Here is a 13,682-nt window from a genome sequence, read left to right on the forward strand (position 1 = left end):
GCAAACAGGTCTCGTCAGGAGCTTTTAGGCGTGGGGAACGCAGCTTTGATATTGGCGTCGATACTGGCTTTCACGCCCTGGCCATCAGGTGTGGCGCCAGCGCCGCCACCGTTGTTCAGGTGCAGTACGCCGCCGGTATTGAACTCGGCGTCGCCGCTGGCATAGAAACTGATTTGCACGCCGGTGAGGTTGATCTGACCGCTGGCGTTCAGCTCCAGGATGCTTTCGCCGCAGACCAGGCGCAGGTTTTCACCCACCTCGATCACGTAGCTCTGGCTGATGCTGTCGGTCTTGCGCTGGCCTACCGAGAGAATGTCTTCCTGCTTGACGATGCGCAGGCGGTTGTTGCCGATGGTCACCGTCTCGTTGTGGCCGATGCTTTTGTTACGGTCATGCCCGACAGAGTGGCTTTCATCCACCTCCACCACGATGTCCTGATTGCGCTCGGCATGGATATACAACTGCTCCAACCCCTTCTTGTCCTCCATGCGGATTTCATTGAAGTTGGCCGGCGTGCCGCCCTTGCTTGAGCGGCTCTTCATGCCGCTCTGGGTCGCGTTTTCCGGCAGGTCGTAAGGCACCGTCTGCTCGGCGTTGTAGACCCGGCCGGTGATGATCGGCCGGTCGGGGTCGCCCTCAAGGAAACTCACAATCACTTCCTGGCCGATCCGTGGGATCTGCATCGAGCCCCAGTTCTTGCCGGCCCAGGATTGCGACACGCGGATCCAGCACGAACTGTTTTCGTTGGATTGATCGTGGCGGTCCCAGTAGAAGTGCACTTTCACGCGGCCGTACTGGTCGGTCCAGATTTCTTCGCCTTTGGGGCCGACCACCAGCGCTGTCTGTGGGCCTTTGACGATAGGCCGGTGCGTGCTGGGCAGCGGGCGGAAGCTTTGCTGGGCGTCGATGCAGGTGAGGCTGCTTTCGAACTGCGCCGAACCCGAGCCGCCGCCGGTTTCCAGGCTTTCCTGGACGATGTAGTAGCGGCAGCCAACAATCAGGTACTCGCGGTTCTGGTCCTGGCGACTGAAGCCGGTCAGGCTGAACAGGTGGCCCGAGCCCAGGCCCCGCGCATTGCCGGCGAACTCGATTTGTTCGTGCAGGGTTTGCAGGGCCTCGATGCGGGTGCGCGCATAGTGTTCGCCGTCCTCGCTTTGCACGTAGGTGCCGGGGTAGTCGTACAGCGGGTAGTCGCCGGCGGTGTGCGGGCGCGGCATGGCCGAACGCACGTCGATGCTGGCGCTGGGGCGCTGGAAGTCGTAGTCGTTGAGCTCCAGCGAGCCCGGCTGCACTTCCTGCGCCAGGTGCCAGTTGTGCATGTGGTCGCGTTCGCGCTGCTGCTCGTCCTTGGGGTAATACGGGATCGACGCGTAGCCCGGCACGGTGGTGTGGGCGCCGTAGGCGTCGGCCAGTACCAGCACATGGCGGTCCTGCTCATGGCGGAAGAAGTAGTAGATGCCTTCCTGTTCCATCAGCCGGCTGACGAAATCGAAGCTGGTCTCGCGGTACTGCACGCAATATTCCCACTCGCGGTACGGGCGGCTCAGCGCGTCTTCGAAGTCGGAAAAGCCCAGGTCGCGGAACACCTGCTTGATGATCTGCGGGATGCTCAGGTTCTGGAAAATCCGGCAGTCCGAGGTGCGGCTCAGCAGCCACAACCACGGGCGCAGCGTCACCTGGTAACTGGCGAACTGGCCCTGGTCGATGTTCTGGCTGCAGCGCGCGACGATGCCGTGGAAGTGCCGTTCACCGCCGTCCGCCAGTTGCAGGCCCACGCTCATGGGCTTGCCGAGCAACTGGTTGAGGTCGATGTTGGCGTCCAGGGACGTCAGTTGCAGCTCGTAGTTGAACAGCCGGCCCAGCTCTTCACCGCCGCCCATTTCATTGAGCAACAGCACATCCGGCCCGAGGGGGCTGGTGATCTTGGCCAGGCGTGAGGCTTGGTTGAATAGCATCGGTTAACCCGTAAATTGCGTAATAACTGGAGGAACCGAATCCAAATGTGGGAGCGGGCTTGCTCGCGAATGCGGTGTATCAGTTGGTGCATCCGGTGACTGGCACACCGCTTTCGCGAGCAAGCCCGCTCCCACAATTTTGATCGGATTTCCGTCAGGTCAATCGTTGAACTGGTAGTGCAATTCATTATCCCGGCTGCTGATACGAACCCCCGCCAGTGCCTTGCCGTCGAGCATGCGCGTGAGGAATTCACGGCTCATGTCCGGCAGCAGGCTGTTGGTGAGGATGGTGTCGATCATGCGCCCGCCGCTTTCGGTCTCGGTGCAACGCGAGACGATCAGGTCGACCACCGCGTCGTCGTAGTCGAAGGCGACTTTGTGGGTATTCTCCACGCGCTTCTTGATGCGGTTCAGTTGCAGGCGGGTGATCGCCTTGAGCATCTCGTCGCTCAGCGGGTAGTACGGAATGGTCACCAGGCGGCCGAGCAGTGCCGGTGGGAAGATCTCCAGCAGCGGCTGGCGCAGGGCCTTGGCGATTTCTTCCGGCTCCGGGATGTTCGCCGGGTCTTTGCAAACCTGGGAAATCAGCTCGGTACCGGCATTGGTCGTGAGCAGGATCAGGGTGTTCTTGAAGTCGATCACCCGGCCTTCGCCGTCTTCCATCACGCCTTTGTCGAATACCTGGAAGAAGATTTCATGCACGTCCGGGTGAGCTTTTTCCACCTCGTCCAGCAGCACCACGCTGTAGGGTTTGCGCCGCACCGCCTCGGTCAGCACGCCGCCTTCGCCGTAGCCGATATAGCCCGGCGGCGCGCCCTTGAGGGTGGACACGGTGTGAGCTTCCTGGAACTCGCTCATGTTGATGGTGATGACGTTCTGCTCGCCGCCATACATGGCTTCGGCCAGCGCCAGGGCGGTTTCGGTCTTGCCCACGCCGGAGGTGCCGGCCAGCATGAACACGCCAATCGGCTTGCTCGGGTTGTCGAGGCCGGCGCGCGAGGTCTGGATGCGCTTGGCGATCATCTGCAAGGCATGGTCCTGGCCGATGATGCGTTTTTTCAGGTGCTGGTCGAGGTTGAGCACCGTCTCCAGTTCATTGCGCGCCATGCGCCCGACCGGAATGCCGGTCCAGTCGGCGACCACCGAGGCCACGGCCTGGTAATCCACGGTGGGCAGGATCAGCGGCGTTTCGCCCTGGAGCGCGGTGAGGCGTTGTTGCAGGTCGACCAGTTGCGTGCGCAATGCATCGCTGCCGCTGTCCACCACGCCGGCTTTTTCACGCAAGGTCGCACGCGTGGCGAGCAGCTCATCCACCAGGGCTTTCTCTTCGGCCCAGCGGCTTTCCAGCATGGCCAGACGCTCACGCTCGGCCGTCAGCAACGCTTCGCTGTTGGTTTGACGCGCGCCAATCGCAATGCCGATGGCATGTTCGCGGGCGATGATCTGCAGCTCGGTTTCCAGTGCTTCGATACGACGGCGGCTGTCGTCGACTTCGGCCGGCACCGCGTGCAGGCTGATGGCGACGCGGGCGCAGGCGGTGTCCAGCAGGCTCACGGATTTGTCCGGCAACTGGCGCGCCGGAATGTAGCGGTGGGACAGCTTCACCGAGGCTTCCAGGGCTTCGTCGAGAATCTGCACCTGGTGGTGTTTTTCCATGGTCGAGGCCACACCGCGCATCATCAGCAGCGCCTTGTCCTCCGACGGCTCGGCAACCTGCACCACCTGGAAACGACGAGTCAGCGCCGGGTCTTTTTCGATGTGCTTCTTGTACTCGGCCCAGGTGGTGGCGGCCACGGTTCGCAAGGTGCCACGGGCGAGGGCGGGCTTGAGCAGGTTGGCCGCATCGCCCGTGCCGGCGGCACCGCCGGCACCCACCAGGGTGTGGGCTTCGTCGATAAACAGGATGATCGGCTTGGGCGAGGCCTGCACGTCTTCGATCACCTGGCGCAGGCGTTGTTCGAACTCGCCCTTCATGCTGGCGCCGGCTTGCAGCAGGCCTACGTCAAGGCTGCGCAATTCCACGTCTTTGAGCGCGGGCGGCACGTCACCGGCGACGATGCGCAAGGCAAAACCTTCGACCACGGCGGTCTTGCCCACGCCGGCTTCACCGGTGAGGATCGGGTTGTTCTGGCGACGACGCATAAGGATATCCACCAGTTGGCGGATCTCTTCGTCACGGCCCACGATCGGGTCGAGCTTGCCGCTGCGAGCTTGCTCGGTCAGGTCGACGGTAAAACGCTTGAGCGCCTCCTGCTTGCCCATCGCACTCGGCGCCATCGCACCACTGGCTTCACCCGGCACTGCACCGGCGTTGAAACCATCGCTGGCGCTCAGGGCGTTTTCCGGCGAGTCGCCGACATATTCGTCAAACCGCTCGCTCAGGGCTTCGGCCTTGATCTTGTCGAACTCGGCAGACAAGCCCAGCAGCGCATGGCGCAGGCTCGGCGTCTTCAAGATACCGAGCACCAGGTAACCGGTGCGCACCTGGCTTTCGCCGAACATCAGGCTGCCGTATACCCAGCCGCGCTCCACGGCTTCTTCCACGTGGGAGGACAGGTCGGTGATCGAGGTCGAGCCGCGCGGCAGACGATCCAGGGCTTCGGTCAGGTCGCGGGCCAGGCGCGCCGGCTCCAGGTTGAACTGCCGGATCAGGCGGTGCAGGTCCGAGTCCTGCAGTTGCAGCAACTGGTGGAACCAGTGAGCCAGCTCCACATAGGGGTTGCCCCGCAGTTTGCAGAACACGGTGGCGGCTTCGATGGCCTTGTAGGCCACGCTGTTGAGTTTGCCGAACAGTGCGGCGCGACTGATTTCACCCATGCTCTGGATTCCTTGAGGTGGTGGCTTGATCGGCGTAGTGCCGGGCCAGGATTAGGTCGTTGGCGTCATGCGCGGGTTGGCCGAGCCAGGTGTTGAAGCCCAGGCGGAACTGGCCGTTGAGTTGCAGCGCCGGGACTTCGGGTTGTTGCAGTACCAGGTTAAGGTCCCAGTCCAATTCATGGCCCAGGTACTCGGCCACCCACGCTACCAACTCGTTGAACGGCTGGTGGCCGGGCAACATGCCCATGTAGTCATCCAGCGTGAGCGGGCCCAGGCGGATGCGGAATTTGTGCTGGCGGTCCCACACGAAACTGCCCAGGCAAAAGTCCATGCCCAGGCGGTTGGCGCTCACGCCGACGCGGCTGCGCTCGGGCAGCTCCAGCCATTGGCCGACGTACTCTTCGATCTGCACCGGCAGGCCGAAGTACTCGCTAAGGATGGCCTTCAAACCGTCCGGATAGCGGGTTTGCGCCGACAGGTGGCCGCTGTAATGCAGCTTCGCCGTGTCCGGGATGAGCCCCTGGTTGAGCAGGCTCGGCATCCCGCGGCCACTCAAGGCGGCGAGGCGTGCGGACCAGTAGTCATCGTCCGGGCGGTCATGGCTGACCGTCGGCCGCGCTTCGGCCCAGGCCCGGTAGAACAGGCTGAGCAGGCGATGATGGAACACGTCCAGGAACTGTTTGCTGGTGCTGTCGGCATGGTTGCGCTGGCGCTCGCGCACGTACTCGGTGATATGCAGCGGCAGCGGGCCGTTGGGGCCGCCGAGGCCGAAAAAGAATTGTTCCAGCCGCGCCGGCTTGCCGTCGCCGCCGGGGGCGACCGAGGCCAGGGTGGCCGGCGCGAAGGTGCAATCGGCCTGCTGGCCCAGGCGCAGCGGGTCATCCGCCAGGCGCAGGGAATGGCCCAGGCGCGGCAGTTGCGGCGCTTCGCATTCGATACGCCGCAGCGCCTGGAAGAAATCGTATTCCCAGGGCTCTTGGTGCATCGCATCCAAGGTACTCACAGGGTCGGACGACGTCCGGGCTTGGCTTTCCATCGCTTGATCTCGCCGCGTTCGGTGGTACGGATCACCGTCTCGGTAAAACTGTTGATCGACACGTAGCGTGCCAGGAAGCGTTCCAGTACGGCACCGAGCAGGAACACGCCGGTGCCGCGAAACGCGTTTTCATCGAATTCCAGGGTGATCTCCAGGCCGCGTCCAAACACGATCGGGCCGGGCATCGGCAGGCGCCGGGTCACGGCTTTGCTGCTGACTTCGCGCAGGCCTTCAATCTGCAATTGCAGGGCGGCGTCGTTGCTGTCGCCGTACAGGCGCAGCAGTTCGCGCAAGGCGCCGGCGCCCTGGCCCTGTTCGCTCAGGGACAGGTAATTGAGCGAGAGCTGGCTGATCAGGCGCCAGGCCTTCGCATCATGGGCATGGCTGGGGCGCGGACGGCTTGGGCCTGCCACACAACGCACGGCCAATACTGGCGCACTGTCGGCCAGGGTGAAGTCGGTCTTGCCATTGCCCACGGTCATGAACAACGGCAAGTCGCGGTTGGTGCACAGCGCGGTCACGCCGAGTTGGCGCAGGTCATGGCGGTACGGCGCTTGCGCGCTGTCCACCAGGCTGACAAAGGTCTCGCTGCCCACATACGTCGAGCGCGGCCCGTTGCGGCGCTGGTCGCTGGACAGCACACGCGGTTCGCGGCGCACGGTGTAATAGGCGCGGTCGCGGCCGTAGCGCGACGGATCGCGCACCGCGTAGAACGGCAAAAACGGCTGCTCGGGCCCGGTGCCGTGGCCGGTGAGGCCGGTCAGGGAGTGGATCTCGAAATCCATCGGCCGCGTGCGGTCGGCGATCACATGGTGTTCGTTGACCCGGTCGGACAAATGGATGCGGTCCACGCGCTTGGGGAACAGGTTGATCGCCGGGGTGCAGAACGGCAGGAACTGCGCCGCGCCGACACTGCCTTCCAGGCTCGGCTCGTGGCGGTCGAACAACACGATCAATTCCAGCTCCTGGCCGTCGCAGCGTTTGACCGCGCGGCTCAGCTCGGCGAACTCGACGAACAGGAAGCGGTGGGGCAGGGCGAAGTATTCCTGCAGCAGGCGATAGCCCTGGAACGCCCGCGCTACCACCGGCATGGCTGCATCCGCGTCGTCGAAACCGCGCGAGCGCAGCGCGTCCGGCGGCAAGCGCTCCACCCAGTCACCGCCAGGCTTGCGCGCAAACACCGCGCAGGCATTGCCCAGCAATTGTTCGTAGAGGCGAAACGGTTGTTCGTCCGCGCCGCTGAGGTACAACGGCAGGTTGTCCAGGTCGAGGCTGTTGAACGGCAGCTCGGCGCCGGTGCGCAGGGTCAGGCGCAGGCCGGCCTTGGCCTTCGGCTCGCTGGCGGCCAGGCGCCCGAGCACGGCGGCGGGGTTGCCGAAGTATTCGGCGCTGCTGACTTGCAACGGCCACAACGTCACCGGGTGCGCGGTGCGGTACTCGCAGCAGGTCTGGGTTTCGCGGCCCAATGCCGCACGCAATACCGTGTCGCGGGGCAGGGGAAAACCGCTGCTCAGGGAGCCTTCGTCCGGATCGGTCTGCAACTGCACCACCGTCATCGACGGGGTGGGCGCCAGGTAGTGCGGGTAGGCGATTTCCAGAAGGTTATGGGTAAAGGTCGGGTACTCGGCGTCGAGCTTGAGCTGCACGCGGGCCGTAAGGTAGGCGAAGCCCTCAAGCAAACGTTCGACGTAGGGGTCGGCGCAGTCCATGCCGGACAGGGTCAGCCGACTGGCGATCTTCGGGTATTCCTTGGCGAACTCGGCGGCGCTTTCGCGCACATGGTGCAGTTCCTGGTTGTACAGCTCCAGCAGGCGCGGGTTCATGGGCGCCTCCGCTGGTCGGCATTCACCACGCGTACGTGGCCGGACTCCAGGTCCAGGTCGGTTTGCAGCAAAAGGCGCAACGGCACCGGCTGCGCCCACAGATCGCCTTCAATCTCGAAACTCAGGGCGTTGTGGTTCATCTCGCCTTGGCCGACACGGGCTTTGACCCGCAGGGTATGGCGCAGGATGCGCGGTTCGAAGGTGGCGATAGCCTGGTAGATCAGCGCTTCAAGCGCCTTGATATCCACGCTGGAAACGCTGTTGCCCGCCAGCGCCGGCAGGCCGTAATTGACCACCGAGGTGCCGGCCGGGGTGTGCAACGTCGCATCGGCATCGAGCAACGAGGTGGTGTTGAGCAGCCACGCCAGGTCGCGCAGGACCGAGGCTTTCAATTGGGTCAGGGACAGCACGCGTTTGTCGGCGCTTTCCTTGGGATTGGTTGGGTCGTCGTCGGTCAACCGGTCCAGCAGGGACGGTTGCAGACGGTCGCGGGAAGCGATTTCAGTTACCACCAAAGCAGCTCCACGGACGGGTTGCGAGAGGAACAGAATCCCTGGGGCCGTGGCGCGCAGCCACGGCCACCAGAGTTATCAGCGCTTGGTGTTGGAACGGATGTTCCAGCCAAACTTGATCGGGCCGCCGTCTTTGGTGCCGTCGGCTTTTTGCGGCTGGTAGTCGACCATCACTTGGGCAAAGTTCAGGGTGACGTTCTCGGTCAGGCGATCTTCGCCGCCCGAACCGCCGGTGCTCAGGGACGTGACCAGTACTTCTTCCAGGTTGATCACCATGTACTCGACCTGGCTTTCGCCACCGGCCTTGCGCACGGTCAGCTTGACCTTGTCGATGTGCTTGCCGCTGGCGCAGTGCATCATCAGGTTGGGCGAAGCCTTGTCGACGTACTTGGTCAGCGACAGGTCCTGGATATTCACCTTGCCCGCGCCACCGCCACCGCCGACGTGCATGTTGCCGGACTGGGCCATGCCCCAGCTCCAGCTCAGTACGTCGATTTCGTCCTTGTGGGCCTTGTCCATGGACTCGCCCTTGATGTCGCCGATCTTGATGAAAATATCAACAGCCATGATTTCTCCCTGTGTGGCACGGGCCACTTGATTTGGTGATCGTTCCCACGCTCTGCGTGGTAACGCATCCTGTGACGCTCTGCGTCATTGGGACGCGGAGCGTCCCGGGCGGCCTTCCCACGCGGAGCGTGGGAACGAGCGAGCAAATTACTTAAGCGCTTTTCGCCGAAGGCAACTTCGATACCAGGCGCAGCGACACCGTCAGCCCTTCAAGCTGGTAGTGCGGGCGCAGGTAGAACTTGGAGTTGTAGTAACCCGGGTTGCCTTCCACTTCTTCCACGATCACTTCGGCAGCCGCCAATGGGTGCTGGGCCTTGGTGGTCTCGGTGGAGTGCGCAGGGTCGCCGTCGACGTAGTTGAGGATCCAGTCCTGCAACCAGCGCTGCATCTCGTCCTTCTCTTTGAAGGAACCGATCTTGTCGCGCACGATGCACTTCAAGTAATGCGCGAAACGGCACGTGGCGAACAGGTACGGCAGGCGCGCGGCCAGGTTGGCGTTGGCGGTGGCGTCCGGGTCGTCGTATTCGGCCGGCTTCTGCAACGACTGCGCGCCGATGAACGCGGCGAAGTCGGTGTTTTTCTTGTGCAGCAGCGGCATGAAACCGTTTTTCGCCAGTTCCGCTTCACGGCGGTCGCTGATGGCGATTTCGGTCGGGCACTTCATGTCCACGCCACCGTCATCGGTGGGGAACGTGTGCGCCGGCAGGTTTTCCACTTCGCCGCCGGACTCGATGCCACGGATGCGCGAGCACCAGCCGTAGTGCTTGAACGAGCGGTTGATGTTCACCGCCATCGCGTACGCGGCGTTGGCCCAGGTGTACTTGGAGCTGTCGGCGCCGTCGGTGTTTTCTTCGAAGGCGAAGGCTTCCACGGGGTCAGTCTTGGCGCCGTACGGCAGGCGCGCCAGGAAGCGCGGCATGGTCAGGCCGATGTAGCGCGAGTCTTCCGATTCACGCAGCGAACGCCAGCCGGCGTATTCCGGGGTGGTGAAGATCTTGGTCAGGTCGCGCGGGTTCGACAGTTCCTGCCACGAGCCCATGCCCATCACGGTCGGCGAGGCCGCGGCGATGAACGGCGAGTGCATGGCGGCGCAGACTTTCGACAGCTCCCCCAGCAGTTCCACGTCGGGTGGCGACTGATCGAAGTAATAGTCGCCTACCAGGCAGCCGTAGGGCTCGCCGCCGAACTGGCCGTATTCTTCTTCGTACATCTTCTTGAAGATCGGGCTCTGGTCCCACGCGGTGCCCTTGAATTTCTTCAGGGTCTTGTGCAGTTCCGGCTTGGCGATGTTGAGCACGCGAATCTTGAGTTGCTCATCGCTCTCGGTGTTGTTGACCAGGTAATGCAGGCCACGCCAGGCGCTTTCCAGTTGCTGGAAATCCGGGTGATGGATGATCTGGTTGACCTGGGCGGTCAGCTTGGCGTCAATGGCGGCGATGATCGATTCGATCGACTTGATCGCGTCATTGGACACCAGGTCGGTCTGTGCCAGGGCCTGTTCGGCCAGGGTGCGCACAGCGGTTTCCACGGCTTCGCGGGCACGCTCGGTCTTGGGTTTGAATTCTTGCATCAGCAAGGATGCGAACTCGCTGGTTTCTTCGGTAGCGCCCAGGTTCAGCGCGCCTTCGCGAACGGTATTGTCGGTCATGATTACTGGTCCCCTGCAGGCTTGGGCGCGCTGGCAAGTGCCTGAAGCAGTGCCGGGTCCTTGATCGCCTTCATGATGATTTCTTCAGCGCCGGTCTTGCCGTCCATGTAGGTCAGCAGGTTGGCCAACTGGGTACGGGCTTCGAGCAACTGGTTCAGCGAGTCGACCTTGCGGGCCACGGCGGCCGGGCTGAAGTCGTCCATGCTTTCGAAGGTGATGTCCAGGCTCAGGTTGCCTTCGCCGGTCAGCTCGTTGGGTACGTGGAACGCCACGCGCGGCTGCATGGCCTTGAGGCGCGAGTCGAAGTTGTCGACGTCCACTTCAAGGAACTTGCGGTCGGCCACCGGCGCCAACGGCTCGGCAGGCTTGCCGGCGAGGTCGGCCATCACACCCATCACGAAGGGCAGCTGGACCTTTTTCTCGGCGCCGTAAAGCTCGACGTCGTACTCGATCTGCACTCGAGGCGCGCGGTTGCGCGCGATGAATTTCTGAGAACTTTGCTTCGCCACGTTGCTGCTCCTGGTCGCTTAGCGACGGTGTTGTTACTGCACAGTCGGGCGGTTTACTCGCCGTCCGGGCCGCGCAGGTTTTCAAATTGGGACATGCCATCGGGAATCAGATTGCGCACGATGGCCGCGAAGTCGGCGTGCACCAGATTTTTCGCCCGGTTCAACAGCACCGGCAGCGGGCTCGAGGGCTCGTGCCGGGTGTAGTACGCAAGAATCTTGTCGAGGCTGCGCAACACGTCATCGCGGCTGGCGATATCACCGGCCGGGCGTGGTGCGGCGGGGGCGGGGGCGAAATCGACCGAGGGGGCATGGTCGTCACTGACCGCCTCGGATTCACTGCTGCTGTCGCTGCCCGGCACCGCTTGATTGAGTATCTGCAACGCCTGCTTGAGCGGTTGCTTCAAGGCCGTGAGGTCCACGCCCTGGGCGGAACCGACCTGCTCATTGACTTGTTGCTCGATGGCTTCGCACGCCGCACGCGCTGCACTCAAGGCGTCGCGGGTGGCTTGCAGGTGCTCGGGGTCGCTGTCGAGGAATGCGGCGTTGAGTTGCTGGGCGCCGAGTTGCTCATCGGGGAAGCTCAGCAGGCCACTGGCATTGAGCGCCGCGCGCAGGCTCACGGGACCGAAGGTGCGCGAGCGCGTGAGGATGCTCTCGCGCAGCAGGCGAATGTTGGTGTCGCAGGTCATGCCCGTGAGCGCGTTGATGCGCACGGTGGGGTCGTTATCGTCGTCGGCGTCCAGGCGCGGGTGCAGGTCGGCCCAGTAGTCGCGCAGCAACGCGTTGATCAGCGTGAGGACTTCGGCCAGGCCGGCCACGCCTTGGAGTGCGAGGGAGCTTTGCAGCAGGAAATGGGTGATGCGCAAGTCTTTGCTGCGCGCCAGCAAGTCCAGGCTTTGCTGCTGGATGCTGCGCCATTCCGGCGGTTCGGCGGGCAGGACGGAGTCGCCCATGCTGCGCTCGGGCTGGCCTCTGGCATCACGCTCCAGTTGGAGAAATTGCGCGTCATACTCCATGTCTTCGCCACAGGGCGAAGTTGCGGAAACGGCGGTGAGCAGCAACGGCACATCCACTGAAATCGATCTCCCTATCAGCCCGTTAAGATGACGGGCAGTTCATGCATTAGTTGCGCAAGGAACTTTGCATGTTTTCTTGGTCATATAAGCACAATGCTACTAATGTGCCATCATTGGTGTGCAAGAAGTTGTGCATTTTTGGTGTAGTACTTATGCCTTGTCAAGGTAAGCTATTCGCCCTGTGTGACAGATGTGCGGTGTTTAACAACCTGTGCGACTGGCGGGTCGAACGACGCACCGGGGCAGGATTTTTGTCATAGAGGCCAGTTAAGATCAGCGATCATGCTGACATTGGCAGGTTTGGACGGTCGACTGCTCGACCGGATGGGGATATCCCGGGAAGCGCTGTCCCGGGAATCGACCGCGCGCGAAGTATCAGCAAGGAGACAAGATGTCGCTGTGTTTGACTATCACTAGTTATCACAAGATTACCCCTGGGCAGTGCTCCGAAAAGTCCATCAATCAGGGCTCGATGGCTATCGGCCGCAGCTCGGATAATGATTGGGTACTGCCTGACCCAGAGCGCCTGGTCTCCTCGCAACATTGCGTTATTCAATACAAAGACGGTCGTTATTACCTGACCGATAACAGTACTAATGGTGTGGAGTTGGTAAAAGCCGGTGTTCGTATGCGTCGGGGCAACAGCGAGCCGTTGCAGGATGGCGAGTTGATCCGTATCGGCGATTACGAGATCCAGGCGCGTATCGATTTCAACGTACAGGCTGTTGCAAGCCAGCCGTTTGCCGGCGAATCACCCAACAGCTTTGAAGCGCTGATGGGCGCCGTGGTGAGCCCGTCCACACCTGTGCCGGTGATCGCCCCGCAATTCCAGGGTGCATCCTCGATGGATACGCTGCCGGATCTGTTTGATTTCCTCAGCCCCACCACCGTGCCGCCACCGACCGTGGCGGACCACGTGCCCAGCGAGCAACACGATTTCCGCCCGCCAACGCCGGTCAGCGTGCCGGTGGAACAGGCGCCTGTGGCGTCAGGCGCGGTGATCCCCGAGGATTGGGACCTGTTTGGCGACGCGCCTGCACCGGTGACCAGTGCACCACCACCACCAATACCATCAGCGCCAGTCATCCTGCCGCCACCCGTGGTCGAGCCCGTGCTCCCCGTGGCGGACAACCAGCAACCCGACCTTCTGCAAGCCTTCCTGCGCGGCGCGGGCCTTGATCAACTGCGCCTGGACAAGGCTCAGGCTGAGGCCCAGATGGAGAGCATCGGCCGCAGCTACCGCTTGATGGTCGAAGGCCTGATCGACGTGTTGCGTGCCCGCGCCAGCCTCAAGGGTGAGTTCCGCATGCAGCAGACGATGATCCAGCCCGCGGAAAACAATCCGTTGAAATTCGCCCCGAATGTCGACGAAGCGTTACTGCTGTTACTACGTCACGGCAACCAGGCGTTTATGGCGCCGGACCTCGCCGTGCGCGACAGTTTCAACGACCTGCGCGCGCACCAGTTGGCGGTGATGGCCGGCGTGGAGGCGGCGATCAAACACCTGCTCAGCCGCTTCGAACCGGCGCAACTGGAAGAGCGCATGGGTAAGCCCGGCGGGCTGTCGAGCCTCTTCAACGGCTCGCGCCAGGCCCAGTACTGGCAGCAGTTCACCGAGCTCTACAGCAATATTTCCCGTGAGGCCCAGGAAGATTTCCAGGACCTGTTCGGCCGCGAATTCAGCCGGGCCTACGAAGAACACAGCGCCCGACAGCGTCGGTAACCGCGCCGCAATACAT

At 62.8% G+C, this 13,682-nt stretch carries 10 protein-coding genes; 1 reads left to right on the forward strand and 9 read right to left on the reverse strand.

Translation table 11 applies throughout. The features are described 5' to 3' along the window. Positions 1 to 14: 14 nt before the first annotated feature. The 9 genes from H0Z09_RS01070 to tssA form a co-directional block, all read right to left on the reverse strand. Positions 15 to 1,955, reverse strand: a complete 1,941-nt coding sequence (locus H0Z09_RS01070) for a type VI secretion system Vgr family protein (protein WP_076952070.1) — start codon at positions 1,953 to 1,955, stop codon at positions 15 to 17. A 159-nt stretch (positions 1,956 to 2,114) separates the two neighbouring features. Further along, the gene (gene tssH, locus H0Z09_RS01075) at positions 2,115 to 4,772 is read right to left on the reverse strand and encodes a type VI secretion system ATPase TssH (protein ID WP_186686207.1); all 2,658 of its coding nucleotides are present in this window, start codon (positions 4,770 to 4,772) and stop codon (positions 2,115 to 2,117) included. Next, positions 4,765 to 5,808 carry a type VI secretion system baseplate subunit TssG gene (tssG, locus tag H0Z09_RS01080; protein ID WP_186686222.1) on the reverse strand — a complete coding sequence of 348 codons (1,044 nt, stop codon included), beginning with the start codon at positions 5,806 to 5,808 and terminating at the stop codon, positions 4,765 to 4,767. The genes tssH and tssG overlap by 8 nt, the downstream gene beginning before the upstream one ends. Next, positions 5,772 to 7,631: a type VI secretion system baseplate subunit TssF gene (gene tssF, locus H0Z09_RS01085; RefSeq protein ID WP_186686233.1), complete on the reverse strand. Its 1,860-nt coding sequence runs from the start codon at positions 7,629 to 7,631 to the stop codon at positions 5,772 to 5,774. The genes tssG and tssF overlap by 37 nt, the downstream gene beginning before the upstream one ends. After that, a complete protein-coding gene (gene tssE / locus H0Z09_RS01090; protein ID WP_042945974.1) occupies positions 7,628 to 8,143 on the reverse strand; it encodes a type VI secretion system baseplate subunit TssE in 516 nt (171 codons plus the stop codon). The genes tssF and tssE overlap by 4 nt, the downstream gene beginning before the upstream one ends. Positions 8,144 to 8,221: 78 nt before the next feature. Further along, on the reverse strand, positions 8,222 to 8,710 hold the full coding sequence (locus H0Z09_RS01095) for a type VI secretion system tube protein Hcp (protein WP_076952066.1): 489 nt from the start codon (positions 8,708 to 8,710) through the stop codon (positions 8,222 to 8,224). 151 nt (positions 8,711 to 8,861) lie between these two features. After that, a complete protein-coding gene (gene tssC, locus H0Z09_RS01100; RefSeq protein WP_186686248.1) occupies positions 8,862 to 10,358 on the reverse strand; it encodes a type VI secretion system contractile sheath large subunit in 1,497 nt (498 codons plus the stop codon). A gap of 2 nt (positions 10,359 to 10,360) precedes the next feature. Then, on the reverse strand, positions 10,361 to 10,867 hold the full coding sequence (gene tssB / locus H0Z09_RS01105; protein ID WP_010207547.1) for a type VI secretion system contractile sheath small subunit: 507 nt from the start codon (positions 10,865 to 10,867) through the stop codon (positions 10,361 to 10,363). A 53-nt stretch (positions 10,868 to 10,920) separates the two neighbouring features. After that, a complete protein-coding gene (tssA, locus tag H0Z09_RS01110; protein WP_186686261.1) occupies positions 10,921 to 11,940 on the reverse strand; it encodes a type VI secretion system protein TssA in 1,020 nt (339 codons plus the stop codon). Positions 11,941 to 12,334: 394 nt separating this feature from the next. On the opposite strand from tssA, the gene tagH reads away from it, so the two are divergent. Beyond that, entirely contained in the window at positions 12,335 to 13,666 is a 1,332-nt protein-coding gene (gene tagH / locus H0Z09_RS01115; RefSeq protein ID WP_186686276.1) for a type VI secretion system-associated FHA domain protein TagH, read from the forward strand. Positions 13,667 to 13,682: the final 16 nt, after the last annotated feature.

The organism is Pseudomonas sp. SWRI18 (genome assembly GCF_014268345.1).
Lineage (GTDB): Bacteria > Pseudomonadota > Gammaproteobacteria > Pseudomonadales > Pseudomonadaceae > Aquipseudomonas > Aquipseudomonas cedrina.

Bases quoted from the DNA above. Each gene is read 5' to 3' on its own strand.
- H0Z09_RS01070 (WP_076952070.1), bottom strand. From the start codon at position 1,955: ATGCTATTCAACCAAGCCTCACGCCTGGCCAAGATCACCAGCCCCCTC.
- tssH (WP_186686207.1), bottom strand. From the start codon at position 4,772: ATGGGTGAAATCAGTCGCGCCGCACTGTTCGGCAAACTCAACAGCGTG.
- tssG (WP_186686222.1), bottom strand. From the start codon at position 5,808: ATGGAAAGCCAAGCCCGGACGTCGTCCGACCCTGTGAGTACCTTGGAT.
- tssF (WP_186686233.1), bottom strand. From the start codon at position 7,631: ATGAACCCGCGCCTGCTGGAGCTGTACAACCAGGAACTGCACCATGTG.
- H0Z09_RS01095 (WP_076952066.1), bottom strand. From the start codon at position 8,710: ATGGCTGTTGATATTTTCATCAAGATCGGCGACATCAAGGGCGAGTCC.
- tssC (WP_186686248.1), bottom strand. From the start codon at position 10,358: ATGACCGACAATACCGTTCGCGAAGGCGCGCTGAACCTGGGCGCTACC.
- tagH (WP_186686276.1), top strand. From the start codon at position 12,335: ATGTCGCTGTGTTTGACTATCACTAGTTATCACAAGATTACCCCTGGG.